The sequence below is a fragment of the Kocuria sp. APC 4018 genome (genome assembly GCF_030407675.1).
Taxonomy (GTDB): Bacteria; Actinomycetota; Actinomycetes; order Actinomycetales; family Micrococcaceae; genus Kocuria; species Kocuria rhizophila.
This window is the reverse complement of the sequence record NZ_JASDCY010000073.1, coordinates 1-12,482: the sequence shown is the minus strand read 5'-3', so window position 1 is coordinate 12,482 and position 12,482 is coordinate 1. Positions and strand designations below refer to the sequence as shown.

Here is a 12,482-nt window from a genome sequence, read left to right as displayed (position 1 = left end):
GCATGTCGGGGGCAGGGGCCGGAAGGGCCGGAGCGACACTCGAAGGAACAGTTCCACTGGGCGCGGGAATGCTCGGGTCGGGCACTCCTGGGGACGGGCCCCCGGCGCCAGGTTCTCCTCCGCCGGGATCTCCGGGGCCTGGCTCCACGGGCCCTGGATCAACGGGCCCGGGGTCGGTGGGTCCGGGGTCCACCGGCCCGGGATCCACCGGGCCCGGGTCGATGGGCCCGGGATCGACGGGCCCCGGGTCCACCGGACCCGGATCACCCGGGCCGGGATCCCCTGGGCCGGGCACGATCGGATCCGGCTCGACGGGCCCGGGGAGGGCAGGGTCCACCGGCGCGCCCGGCGCGGGGGTACCGGACGGAGCAGGCTCCTCCGGCGGCGGATCCGGCAGGTCCCCGCCGGGCCCCACGCTCGACCCGTCCCCGGGGTCCTCCTGGTACTCGTCGTCCTCCAGCGGGATGCTGGGATCCCACGACTCCGTGCCCGTGCCCCCGTGGCGCCCCGTGTCGGGCTGCAGCCGCACCGGTGCGGCTTCACGGTCACCGATCACGGGAACGAGTTCGAGGCTCGCGAAGCGATCGGGGATCCCGTCAATGTCCCCCACCAGCACGTTGCGTCCCTTCTGCCCGGCGGGGACGGGGCCCGTGGCGGCGTCCGCCGCGTCGGCGATCCGGCGCTTCACCTTGCACGCCTTCTCCCGGGAGAGGGTTGAACCGTCCGGCGCCCGGTAGGCGCCCTCGAAGGACCGGGGCTGCCACTTCTCGACCGCCCGTGACACGTGCTCGAGCTGGTAGGTGGCGCCGTCGCGCGCCGTGAGGATGAGGCGGCTCACGGAGACGGGTGAGTGGCCCCGGGTGTTGTCGATCTCCACCGAGGCGTAGGTGGCCCGTTCGACCCCCGCCTCCCGCCGCAGCCGTTCGAGCTCGTCACTGGAAGGCACCGCCGCGGGGACCGTGATCCGCACGGTGGCGCCGTTGGGCAGTGACGCGCGGAAAGTGCCGGGGTGCAGGTCGCCGTCCGCCGAGACCACGGATGAGCTGACGGTGGGATGCCCGTTCGGATCGTTGCCCGTCTGGGAGCACGCGACGACGCCCAGTGCCACGGCGGCCGCCACAGCGGTGGCAGACAGCGCATGCGGCAACCACGCAGCGGTTCTCATGCCATTCCCCCGTCCACGGACTCCTGGTTCCTGCCCCGTCATACCGTGACACGCCGCACAGGGGATCTCCTAATGCACGGTGCATCCACGTGAATGTGTCCACCCCGGAACAGCATCAGCGGGCCGCATGACGTGTTACGTCGCGGTGGGCGGCTCTGCCCCGAGCGGCCGGACGGCCCGGCCGGGGTGGCCCCGAGGTCAGAGCCAGCCGATGGAACCCACGTGCTCCACACGCGGAGAGGACCCTCTGGGCCAGTGCACGGCAACCACGTCCACGGACGGGACCCCGGCCTGACCGTTCTCACGGGCCCAGGCACGGGCGAGGACGTGGAGGCGCCGGAGCTTCTCGGCACCCACAGCCTCACACGGGTGGCCGAAGTCCCCTCCGGTGCGTGTCTTGACCTCGAAGACCGTGACGGCGCCCTGGCGTTCCGCCACGATGTCCAGCTCGCCCCGTGGGCGCCCCGGGGACGGCGCCGGTCTCCAGTTGCGGTCCCTCACGGTCCATCCGGAGCGCTCCAGCAGGCCGGCGATCAGTTCTTCGCCGGCTCGCCCGGTGCTCATGTGGGGAGCCCCGGGTGGGTTCGGGCTCGACGGGTGGTCGGGGCGGTGGGCTGCGGGCGCGGTCATGACCCCACTGTGGGGCCGATCAAGGCGCAGCGGCACCCCGGGCCCGCTGCTGTGGAGGTCGGATCGCGGCCGGCGCGAGGAGCTCGCCGAGCCACAGGGCACACCCGCGCTCCCCCGGGCCGACCGGACGATCGGCCCGCTCAGCACTCCCTGTCGCAGAGCCGCGTGCACCCAGGCCGCAACCGCTGCCCGACCGCTGAAGCCACCGTGCGAACGCCGACCACGGAGAGCACCGCGCGAACGCCGACCGCGGAGCCCACCGCGCGAACGCCAACCGGGGCTCCGCAGAGCTCTCGGCGCGAACTACCCCGCGCCCAAGTTCCAGCTCAGCCGGTGGTGGTCGGTGGTGCCCCGTTCCGCGAGCGCGGCACGGTGAGCCGCGCTGCCGTATCCCTTGTTGGACGCCCAGTCGTAGTCCGGGTGCTCCCGGTGCAGCTCTCCCATGAGGGCGTCGCGTTCGACCTTCGCCAGGATCGACGCGGCGGCCACGCTCACGCACTGCGCGTCCGCCTTCACCAGCGTGTGCACCACGGCAGGCAGCTCGACCGGGTCCTCGGCCTGGCCCAGCACCGCCGGAGCGTTCAGCCAGTTGTACGAGCCGTCCAGGATCAGTGCGTCCACGGGCACGCCCGCGGCACGCACCGCCTTCAGTGCGCGCAGACCGGCGAGCCGCAGTGCGGCGTTGATCCCCAGCTCGTCGATCTCCCGCGGCTGCGCGTGGCCGACCGCCGTGGCCGCGGCCCACGCGCCGATCGTGGGTGCCAGTGCGGCGCGGCGGGCGGGGCTGAGGGCCTTGGAGTCCCGTACGCCCTCCCAGGGGTGCGGCGCGCGCGGTCCCGGACCGTCCGGCGTCGACGGCGCCTGCCCGCCCTGGGAGGCGCCCGCCACCGATTTTTCCGCGAGCAGGGCTGGGACGTCCAGCACGACGACGCCCACGCTCGCGGGACCTGCCAGCGCACCGCGGCCCACCTCGTCCATCCCCGCCACGAAGCGCGCCCCGCGCTGAGCGAGCAACACCTCCACGTCGAGGGTGGTGGCCGGGGCGGAGCGCGCGGGGCTCACTGCCCGCCGGCCGCGGGGACGTCCTGGAAGGTCTGCTCGGGGTTGTGCAGGAACTGGAACCGGTCCAGCGGCCAGGCGATCACGAAGGCCGTGCCCACGATGTCATCCTCGCTCACGAACTGGGTGCCGGTCTCGATGTGGAAGCGGGAGTCCGCCGAGGCGTTGCGGTGGTCGCCCATCACGAAGACCTTGCCCTCGGGAACGGTGACGTCGAAGGCGAAGTCGGAGGGCGCGGCTCCGGGGTAGATGTAGGGCTCGTCGAGCGGCTGGCCGTTCACGGACACCTTGCCGGAGGCGTCGCAGCACGTCACGTGGTCGCCGCCCACACCGATCACGCGTTTGACGAGGGCCTGCTGGCTGCTGTCCGGCAGCAGACCGACGAATTCGAGGCCCTCGCGGACGGGCCCGGTGCGGGTCTCCGGGGCTTCGGGCAGCCAGCCCTGGGTGTCGTCGAAGACCACGATGTCCCCGCGGTCGATGTGACCGGTCTTGGCACCGATGACGTTGACGAAGATGCGGTCGTCCAGCTCGAGGGTCTGCTCCATGGAGCCCGAGGGGATGTAGTAGCCGCGCACCAGGAAGGTCTTGACCACGAAAGCGATGACCACGGCGAGCGCCATGACGATCAGGACCTCCCGGACCGCGTTCCACCCCGGGGACCTCTTGGCGCCGCTGCCGCCGCTGCCGCGCCGCGTGGGCTGGGCGGCGTCGTCATGGGGGTGGGCGCCGTTCGCGCCGGCGTCGTGCTGCTCAGCCACTGCACTGTCCTTCTCTGCGTTCTGACGGTTCCGGGTGGGAGGTGCCGGGAGGTGCTGCCACGCTCACCGGCAGGTGCGGATGCGGTTCACTCCTCGAGAGAGCGGGCCCGGTCCAGCGGCCACACCACTCTCTCGGCCGTGCCCACGATGCGCTCCGTGCGGATCAGACCACCGCCGGGGGCACCGAGAAGCGAGCGGGAGTCCACCGACACGCTGCGGTGGTCGCCCATGAGCCACACCCGTCCCGGGGGGACCTGCACCGTGAACCGGATGTCCGACGGTGCATCACCAGGGTAGACGTAGTCCTCGTGCTGGGGCTGACCGTTGACCGTGATCAGGCCCTCGGCGGTGCAGCACGAGACGGTGTCCCCGGCCACCGCGATCACCCGCTTGACGTAGATGGTGTCCGAGCCGGTGAGGCCGAGCCACTGTCCCACGGTGTCCGCGGCCTGCTCGTACCAGGGGTCGGAGGAGTGCAGCGGGTCCAGGGAGCCTCGGCCGTCGAAGACCACGAGATCACCCCGCTGGATGTTGTCCTCGGACTCGAGCTTGTTGACGAGGACCCGGTCTCCGCCCTCGAGCGTGGGCTCCATGGAGTCCGAGCCCACCCAGTACACGTCCAGCACGAACCCGCGCACGAGCACCGTGACCACGAGCGCGGTCACGAGGGCGGCTGCGATGACGCGCAACCACCAGCGTCGTGCGGAAACGGGCCGTCTCACGGCAGAGGACCCGGCAGGTGCCGGGTCCTCTGCGTGTTCCGTGTGCTCAGGCACCCGGTGAGTCCTACTTGCTCGAGGCGCTCGACTCGCGCTTCTCGCGGATGCGAGCAGCCTTGCCGTGACGGTCGCGCATGTAGTACAGCTTGGCGCGACGGACGTCGCCGCGGCTCACGAGCTCGATCTTCTCGATGATCGGGGAGTGCACCGGGAAGGTGCGCTCCACGCCCACACCGAAGCTGACCTTGCGGACCGTGAAGGTCTCGCGCACGCCGGAGCCCTGACGGCCCATGACGAAGCCCTTGAACACCTGGACACGGGAGCGGTTGCCCTCCACGATGTTCACGTGCACGTTCAGGGTGTCGCCGGGACGGAAGTCGGGGACGTCGTCGCGCAGGGACTTGGCATCAAGCTGGTCAAGAATGTTCATGATGTGACTCCTCGTGATCGCCGCAGGTCTCTCACGTGTGGTTCGCGCGCCACCCCGCGGGGTGCACGTGCTCCAGGTTCCGGGACAGGACGTGAAGTGGCCGTCCCGGGCGGTGCGTCGTTGGTCGCTCTCCCCCCTGCGGCAGGGGCGTGCCCGACGCACACACAGCCGTCCATTATGCCATATCGGACGGGTCCTCCGGTGCGCCCTGCGGCGTGGTGCGTTCGGAGCGCCGCCACTGCCCGCCGGCCACGGTGAACCCCTCCTCGGCCAGCACCGCGAGGTCCGCGCGGTCCAGGGTGGCCGGGTCCAGTGCCAGGACCATGTCGGGGCGGCGGCGTGCGGTGCGCACCAGCTGCTGGTCGCGCCGCCAGCGCGCGATCCGCCCGTGGTGCCCGGACAGCAGCGTGTCCGGAACGGTGCGCTCGCGCCACTGCGCGGGCTTGGTGTACACCGGGTACTCCAGCAGCCCGCCCGTGTGGGACTCCTCCGCCAGGGACTCGGGGTTGCCGATCACCCCCGGGATCAGCCGGGTCACGGCCTCGACCATCGCGAGCACGGCCACCTCTCCCCCGTTGAGCACGTAGTCGCCCAGGCTCAGGGGGCGCACCCGCACCTCGTCCCGCGCCCAGTCGATGAAACGCTCGTCGATCCCCTCGTAGCGCCCGCACGCGAAGACCAGGTGCTCCTCCTCGGCCAGCTCGTACGCCACCTCCTGGGTGAACACCTCCCCCGCCGGGGACGGCACGACCAGCACGGGGCGCGACGACGCCGCACGGCCCGCCCCCGCACCGGCCCGCACCACGGTCTCGAGGGCCTGCGCCCACGGCTCGGGTTTCATGACCATGCCCGCGCCGCCACCGTAGGGGGTGTCATCCACGGTGCGGTGCCGGTCCGTGGCGAACTCGCGGGGATCGGTGACCTGCAGGCTGAGCAGACCGTCGGTCACGGCCTTGCCGATCAGGGAGAGCTTCAGGGGCTCCAGGTACTCGGGGAAGATGCTCAGGACGTCGATGCGCACGGGTCAGTCGTCCTCGCCGAGCTCGAGGAGTCCGGGGGGCGGGGTCACGAGGACCAGCCCGCGGTCCAGGTCCACCTCCGGGACGATCTCCTCGACGAACGGGATGAGGACGGCACGCCCGCCCTTCTCCGGGGTGATCTCCAGCAGGTCCTGGGCGCTGCCCTGGATCAGCGCCTTGACGGTGCCGATCCGTGCCTCGTCGCGGGTGAGGTCCACGGCCACGAGGCCGAGGAGGTCGTCCTGGTGCCACTCGTCGTCCTCCAGCGGGAGGTCCGCGACCTCCGCGTAGAGCTCCAGCCCGCGGGCGGCCTCGGCCGCGTTGCGGTCGCGGATCTCCTCGAACCGGGCCACGAGGACGTCCTTGTTCCAGCGGTGCCCGCCCACGGTCAGGCCCTCGACACGCAGGGGTTCGGGGCGGTCGGCGCCCTGGCCCCGTCGGCCGCCGCGCGCCTGCTGGACGCTCAGCACCGAGCCCGGCGCGAAGCGAGACTGCGGATCATCCGTGAACAGCTCCACGGTCACTTCCCCCCGCACACCGTGCGGCTTGCCGATCCGGGCCACCCGAACGCTCATGTCTTCTCCTCCAGGGATGTCCTGCTGAGTGCTGCGCGGTCCGTGTCCGGGGACCGCAGCCGGTATGCACACGGCCCCCGTTCCCCTCGGGAGGGAACGGGGGCCGTGACGAGTGGTGCGTCCGCTCAGCGGCGGCGGTCGGTGTCGACCACGTCCACGCGCACGCTCTCGCCGGAAGCCAGTGCCGAGACGACGGTGCGCAGGGCCTTGGCCGTGCGTCCCGAGCGCCCGATCACGCGACCCAGATCATCCGGGTGCACGCGCACCTCGAGCGTCTCGCCGCGGCGGTTGTCGCGGGAACGCACCGAGACATCCTCGGGGTTGTCCACGATGCCACGGACCAGGTGCTCCAGGGCTTCCGCGAGCATGCTCACTCTGCCTTCTCGGCGTCGTCCTCTGCGGGAGCGGCGTCCTCGGCGGGTGCCTCCTCGGCCTTCTCAGCCTTGGGGGTGATGGCCTCGGGAATGATCACGGAGCCGTTGTCCGGGGCGACGAACGGGGTCTTGCCCTCGGGCTGCTTCAGCGTGCCCTCGGCACCCGGCAGGCCCTTGAACTTCTGCCAGTCGCCGGTGATCTTCATGAGAGCGAGCACGGCCTCGGAAGGCTGCGCGCCCACACCGAGCCAGTACTGCACGCGATCGGACACCAGGTTGATGTACGAGGGGTTCTCGGTCGGCTGGTACACGCCGACCTCCTCGATCACGCGACCGTCGCGCTTCTTGCGGGAATCGACGACGACCACGCGGTAGCGGGGATCGCGGATCTTGCCCATACGCTTGAGACGAATCTTGACTGCCACTTGTGTGGTTACTCCTGTTTCGAATGGAATCGGTCACCGCACACGCCAGCCCGTGGGGCGGGCAGCACGTGGGTTTCCTGTGGACACGAAGTCACGCGCGGTGAGAGGGTCCGCACGGCTCGAGTACCCGTCCATTGTGCCACAGCTGTCAAACCGGCCGGCGCACGCGGTGACGGGACGCGAGCGGGGTGGCGGAGGGCTCAGTGCTTCCTGCGTGAGCGGACGGAGGCCCACAGAGCGGCCTGCAGGGCGGCGTCGGACAGCATGAGCGCGGAGGCCGATCCCAGCACCTTGGCACTGCGTCCACCCCGCGCGGCCAGACCGGCCAGCCCCGCGCCGAGCACGGCTTCCGCGCTGCCCAGGGCGAGCAGCAGTCCTGGCCTGCGGACGTAGGCCCGCTGGAGGCGGGAGAGCACGTCCGAGCCGCTGGGCTCGACGCTCGCGGCGTCCAGCACGGACAGTGCCGCGGGGCGGGGCTCGTGGTGGGTGACCCCGTCGAGCTCCGAGACCTCCCGCTGGCCCTCCACGATCTTCGCGGCGACCACGGGCAGCCCGAGCAGCTGCAGCACGGACTCCAGCAGCAGGGCGGAGCTCGCCGTGCGGGCGTAGTTCTCCAGCCGTGCCGTCTGAGCGGGATCGAGGTCGCACAGGGACGCAATGCTCGCCGCGGCCGTGAGGTTGCCCCCGGGTGCCGACGCCGCGGCGTCGCCGCCCGTGCCACGGTCCTCGGGGGGCCCGTCCGACCCCGCGGCGTCACGCGCGCCCGCCAGCAGCCCCACCACGGAGTCCTCGTGGACGGCGGGCCAGCGCAGCGTGGTGGACTCTTCGAGCTCGTCGAACTGGGTGCCCCAGTCCTCATGGGCATCGAGCGCGGCCACGGGTGGGTAGACGCGCAGCGCGCGTGCGCTGCCGTCCGAGTCCAGGCGCACGGCGATGCTGCGCGGGTCCCCCGCGGCGGCCAGCCCGGCAGGATCCACACCCTCCGGAAGCACGACCGCGGACCAGCCGTCCCGTGAGACGGCGGTGAAGCCGAGACCGAGGGCGGACGCCACGAACGGGAGCTCGGGGGCGTCCGCGAGCACGAGCACCACGGTGCGCGGCGCGGGCCGCTCGGTCATGAGCGTGAACCCCCGTGCATCACGCGCTCCACCACGGTGCCGGCCTCGAGGGCCTCGATGGCGGCCCGCAGGTGCTCGGCCATCCCGGCAGGCATGACCGTCTCCAGGTCCTCGGGCGCCACCCAGCGGTAGGACAGCAGCTCCTCCTCCTGCACGCTGATCGGGGTGTCGGACGAGATGGTGCCGCCGTCGTAAAGGAACGAGACCGAGTCCCCCCACATGCCCATGCCCACACCGTGGCTCACGGCGATGAGCCGACCCTCGGGCAGGTGCAGTCCGACCTCCTCGACCACCTCGCGGAAGCACCCGGTGCGCGGGTCCTCCCCCGCCTCCACCGTGCCGCCGGGCAGGGTCCAGCCGTCCTTGTAGTTGGGCTCCACCGCAAGCACCCGGCCGTGCTCGTCACGGATGACCGCGGCGGAGGCCAGCCGCCGGGTGGGCAGCGTGGCGATGAACTCGCGCAGCTCGTCGTCGGGGAGGTACGAACCCATGGATGCCTACTTTCCGAGGAACTTCTCGAAGCCCTTGGGCAGGTTGAGCGACTCGGCGTCCAGGTCCTTGCCCTGGGCGCCGAACGCGCTGCCCTTCGCGGCCGGCTTCTGCCCGGACGCGAGTGCCGCCTGCTCCTGGGCCCGCTTGGCGGGGTTGCCGGAGCGCGAACCCTTCTTCTTGGCCTTGCCCTTCTTGGCGGCACCGCCGCGGCCCATGCCGGGGATCCCACCGGGCATGCCCGGAACGCCCTGCCCGGAGGCCAGGCGCTTCATCATCTTCTGGGCCTGGGCGAAGCGCTCCATGAGCTGGTTGACCTCGGAGACCGTGACGCCGGAGCCGCGGGCGATGCGGGCGCGGCGGGAGCCGTTGATGATCTTGGGGGCCACGCGCTCGTGCGGGGTCATGGAGCGCACGATGGCCTCCACGCGGTCGATCTCGCGCTCGTCGAAGTTCTCCAGCTGCTCCCGCATGCCGGCGGCGCCCGGCATCATGGCGAGCATCTTCTTCATGGAGCCCATCTTGCGCAGCTGCTGCATCTGCGCCAGGAAGTCCTCGAACGTGAAGTCCTCCTGATCGGTGAACTTCTTGGCCATCCGCTCGGCCTCAGTCTTGTCCCACTGCCGCTCGGCCTGCTCGATGAGCGTGAGGACGTCACCCATGTCCAGGATGCGGGAGGCCATGCGGTCCGGGTGGAACTGCTCGAAGTCCCGCACGCCCTCGCCCGTGGAGGCGAACATGATGGGCTTGCCGGTCACCGCGCGCACGGACAGCGCCGCGCCGCCGCGGGCGTCGCCGTCCAGCTTGGAGAGCACCACGCCGGTGAAGTCCACGCCTTCGTCGAAGGCCTTGGCGGTGTTGACGGCGTCCTGACCGATCATCGCGTCGATCACGAACAGGACCTCGTCCGGGTCCACGGCGTCGCGGATGTCCCGCGCCTGGTTCATCAGCGCCTGGTCGATGCCCAGGCGCCCGGCGGTGTCCACGATCACCACGTCGTAGAGCTTGGAGCGTGCGAAGTCCACACCGTCCCGGGCGACCTTCACGGGGTCACCCGTGGGGTCGTCGAACTCCGAGGTGGCGCCGGGCTCCGGGGCGAACACGGCAACACCCGCGCGCTCACCCACGACTTTCAGCTGGGTCACGGCGTTGGGGCGCTGCAGGTCCGAGGCCACCAGGACGGGCTTGTGCCCCTGGTCCGTGAGCCACTTGCCCAGCTTGCCCGCCAGGGTGGTCTTGCCGGCACCCTGCAGGCCCGCGAGCATGATCACGGTGGGTCCGGTCTTGGCCAGGTTGATGCGGCGGGTCTCGCCGCCGAGGACGTTCTGCAGCTCCTCGTTGACGATCTTCACGACCTGCTGGCCGGGGTTCAGCGCCTCGGAGACCTCCGCGCCGAGCGCGCGCTCCTTGATGACCGCGGTGAACTCCCGCACCACGGGCACGGCCACGTCCGCCTCGAGCAGGGCGCGGCGGATCTCCCGCACGGTGGCGTCGATGTCCGCCTCGGAGAGCCTGCCCTTGCCGCGCAGGTTCTTGAACGTTGCTGTGAGCCGGTCGGACAGTGAATTGAACACGGGGAGGTCGCTGCTTTCCTCGGACGACGGATGATTCGGTGTCCCAGGTTAGCAAGCGGGCGCGGGCCCGCGCGCACCGCACGGCGGCCCCAGGTGCCGGAGGCCGCCGCGGGTTGCCCGTGGCCGCGGCCGCGGCACGGGCGGAGCGGTCGTGGGGTGGCCGGGGCGCGAAGCCGTCGGCCGCGCCGGGACTCAGAGGGCGACGTCGTCCCGCTCCCCCGTGCTCACGCGCACCGCGTGCTCCACGGGGGTGACCCACACCTTGCCGTCCCCGGGTTCACCGGTGCGGGCGGCGCCGACGACCACCGTGACGACCTCCTGGGCCTCGGCGTCCTCCACGACCGTCTCGATGCGCACCTTCTCCAGCAGGTCCACGGTGTACTCCGCGCCCCGGTACACCTCGCGGTGCCCGCGCTGCCTGCCGTAGCCGTGCACGGTGAGCACGGTCATCCCCTGCACGCCGTAGCTCTCGAGGGCGTCCTTGACGTCACTGAACTTCTCCGGGCGCACCACTGCGGTGACGAGTTTCACGAGATTCTTCCTTTCACGGGGACGGGAGCCTCGGCGGTGCCGGGCAGTGGGCGGTGGGTGCCGTGGCCCGCGAACGATCCGGTGGCCTCGTCCTTGAGCGAGTACGCGGACTCCGCGTGCTGCGTGAGGTCCACGCCGATGATCTCGTCACGGCGCGTGATGCGCAGCCCCATGGTGGCCTGGAGCACCAGTCCGATCAGCAGCGTGAGCACGCCCGTGTAGAGGGCCACGAACCCGGTGGCCGCGAGCTGCGAGCCCATGAGGCCCCAGCCGCCCCCGTGGAGCAGGCCTGCGCGTCCCTCGGAGGGGACCGCCAGGAATCCCAGCGCCACGGTGCCCACGATGCCCGAGACCAGGTGCACGCCGCACACGTCCAGCGAGTCGTCCAGCCCGATCCGGTACTTGAACCCCACCGCGAGCGCCGAGAGCACACCGGCCACGGCCGAGAGCCCGATCGCACCCAGGGGGGTCACGTTCGCGCACGCCGGGGTGATGGCCACCAGGCCGGCTACGACGCCCGAGGCCGCCCCGAGCGACGTCGCGTGGCCGTCCCGGATCCGCTCGGTGAGCAGCCAGGAGAGCATCGCGGCGGCCGGGGCCACCAGCGTGTTGGTCCAGATCAGGGCGGCCTGCTCCACGGTGGTGGCGGCCCCGGCGTTGAAGCCGAACCAGCCGAACCACAGGATGGCCGAGCCCAGCATCACCAGGGGCAGGTTGTGGGGGCGCTGCCCGGAGTCCCGCCCGAAGCCGCGTCGCGCGCCGATCAGCAGAATGAGCACGAGGGCCGCGATGCCCGCGTTGATGTGCACGGCCAACCCTCCCGCGAAGTCGATGGGCTCCCCGACGATCCGCCCCAGGGCGCCCTCCTCCGAGAACAGCCCGTTCCCCCACACCATGTAGGCCAGCGGGAAGTACACCAGGGTGACCCACACGAGCGTGAACACCACCCACGTGCCGAAGCGCGTGCGGTCCGCGATCGCGCCGGAGATCAGCGCGACCGTGATGATGGCGAACGTCACGGAGAAGTCCGAGGCGAGCAGGTCCTCGGTGCCGAGCAGACCCTGCAACCCCGCGTGCGCGAACGGGTTGGCCGTGAGCCCGCCCAGCACGGGGTCGCCGCTGAGCATCGACGCTCCCCACAGCACCCACACGACCCCCACCACGCCGAGGGCCGCGAAGCTCATCATCATCATGTTCAGCACGCCCTTGGCCCGGGTCATGCCTCCGTAGAACAGTGCGAGCCCCGGGGTCATGAAGAACACGAGCCCCGCAGCCACCACCATCCACACGTGTCCGGCGGTCAGTTCCACCCGGATCACCTCGTCCCTGTCTCGTGCAAGCACATCCTTTGCGCTTCCGGGGACCAGTCAACGGCGCCCGTGTTACCGCCGGGTTCGCCGGGGCGTAACGAGCGTGTTTCGAATGCGCCGGTCGTGTGACGCACACGTTAAATCGGGGTGTCGCATCTCACATGGTGGGCACGGGGCTGCCCCCGGCAGAGCGGTCCGCAGGCAACGACGGCGCCCGCCCCCGGGAGGTGGGTTCTAGCGATCCCCGCAACACCCTGAATTTCAGGGAGTTGCGGGGATCGTGTTGTCAGATGAGTTGAAGGT

At 71.3% G+C, this 12,482-nt stretch carries 14 protein-coding genes and 1 pseudogene; all 15 read right to left on the bottom strand.

All coding sequences use genetic code 11. The features are described from left to right. Positions 1-1,165 (bottom strand): annotated as a pseudogene (locus tag QL985_RS10895) (hypothetical protein); the annotation flags it as partial. Positions 1,166-1,363: 198 nt separating this feature from the next. Next, positions 1,364-1,729, bottom strand: coding sequence for a YraN family protein (locus QL985_RS10890; RefSeq protein ID WP_019308980.1), 366 nt, complete (start codon positions 1,727-1,729; stop codon positions 1,364-1,366). A gap of 369 nt (positions 1,730-2,098) precedes the next feature. Continuing rightward, positions 2,099-2,812 (bottom strand): ribonuclease HII, encoded by a 714-nt coding sequence (locus QL985_RS10885; RefSeq protein WP_224764838.1) that lies wholly within the window; start codon positions 2,810-2,812, stop codon positions 2,099-2,101. 41 nt (positions 2,813-2,853) lie between these two features. Continuing rightward, positions 2,854-3,615 carry a signal peptidase I gene (gene lepB / locus QL985_RS10880; RefSeq protein ID WP_019308978.1) on the bottom strand — a complete coding sequence of 254 codons (762 nt, stop codon included), beginning with the start codon at positions 3,613-3,615 and terminating at the stop codon, positions 2,854-2,856. Positions 3,616-3,701: 86 nt separating this feature from the next. After that, a complete protein-coding gene (gene lepB / locus QL985_RS10875) occupies positions 3,702-4,337 on the bottom strand; it encodes a signal peptidase I (RefSeq protein ID WP_039100515.1) in 636 nt (211 codons plus the stop codon). Positions 4,338-4,401: 64 nt separating this feature from the next. Beyond that, entirely contained in the window at positions 4,402-4,764 is a 363-nt protein-coding gene (gene rplS, locus QL985_RS10870; RefSeq protein WP_019308976.1) for a 50S ribosomal protein L19, read from the bottom strand. A 175-nt stretch (positions 4,765-4,939) separates the two neighbouring features. Next, entirely contained in the window at positions 4,940-5,785 is an 846-nt protein-coding gene (gene trmD, locus QL985_RS10865; protein WP_039100514.1) for a tRNA (guanosine(37)-N1)-methyltransferase TrmD, read from the bottom strand. A 3-nt stretch (positions 5,786-5,788) separates the two neighbouring features. Continuing rightward, positions 5,789-6,358: a ribosome maturation factor RimM gene (rimM, locus tag QL985_RS10860; RefSeq protein WP_039100513.1), complete on the bottom strand. Its 570-nt coding sequence runs from the start codon at positions 6,356-6,358 to the stop codon at positions 5,789-5,791. A 125-nt stretch (positions 6,359-6,483) separates the two neighbouring features. Beyond that, a complete protein-coding gene (locus QL985_RS10855; protein WP_029603087.1) occupies positions 6,484-6,726 on the bottom strand; it encodes an RNA-binding protein in 243 nt (80 codons plus the stop codon). Between the two features lie 2 nt (positions 6,727-6,728). After that, entirely contained in the window at positions 6,729-7,157 is a 429-nt protein-coding gene (gene rpsP / locus QL985_RS10850; RefSeq protein ID WP_019308972.1) for a 30S ribosomal protein S16, read from the bottom strand. A 200-nt stretch (positions 7,158-7,357) separates the two neighbouring features. Next, on the bottom strand, positions 7,358-8,275 hold the full coding sequence (locus QL985_RS10845; protein WP_259906129.1) for a hypothetical protein: 918 nt from the start codon (positions 8,273-8,275) through the stop codon (positions 7,358-7,360). After that, the gene (locus QL985_RS10840) at positions 8,272-8,766 is read right to left on the bottom strand and encodes an NUDIX hydrolase (protein WP_039100511.1); all 495 of its coding nucleotides are present in this window, start codon (positions 8,764-8,766) and stop codon (positions 8,272-8,274) included. The genes QL985_RS10845 and QL985_RS10840 overlap by 4 nt, the downstream gene beginning before the upstream one ends. Positions 8,767-8,772: 6 nt before the next feature. Beyond that, the gene (gene ffh, locus QL985_RS10835; protein WP_039100510.1) at positions 8,773-10,338 is read right to left on the bottom strand and encodes a signal recognition particle protein; all 1,566 of its coding nucleotides are present in this window, start codon (positions 10,336-10,338) and stop codon (positions 8,773-8,775) included. A gap of 192 nt (positions 10,339-10,530) precedes the next feature. Beyond that, positions 10,531-10,869: a P-II family nitrogen regulator gene (locus QL985_RS10830; RefSeq protein WP_019308968.1), complete on the bottom strand. Its 339-nt coding sequence runs from the start codon at positions 10,867-10,869 to the stop codon at positions 10,531-10,533. After that, a complete protein-coding gene (locus QL985_RS10825) occupies positions 10,866-12,179 on the bottom strand; it encodes an ammonium transporter (protein WP_039100562.1) in 1,314 nt (437 codons plus the stop codon). Before QL985_RS10825 ends, QL985_RS10830 begins: the two co-directional genes overlap by 4 nt. Positions 12,180-12,482 lie beyond the last annotated feature (303 nt).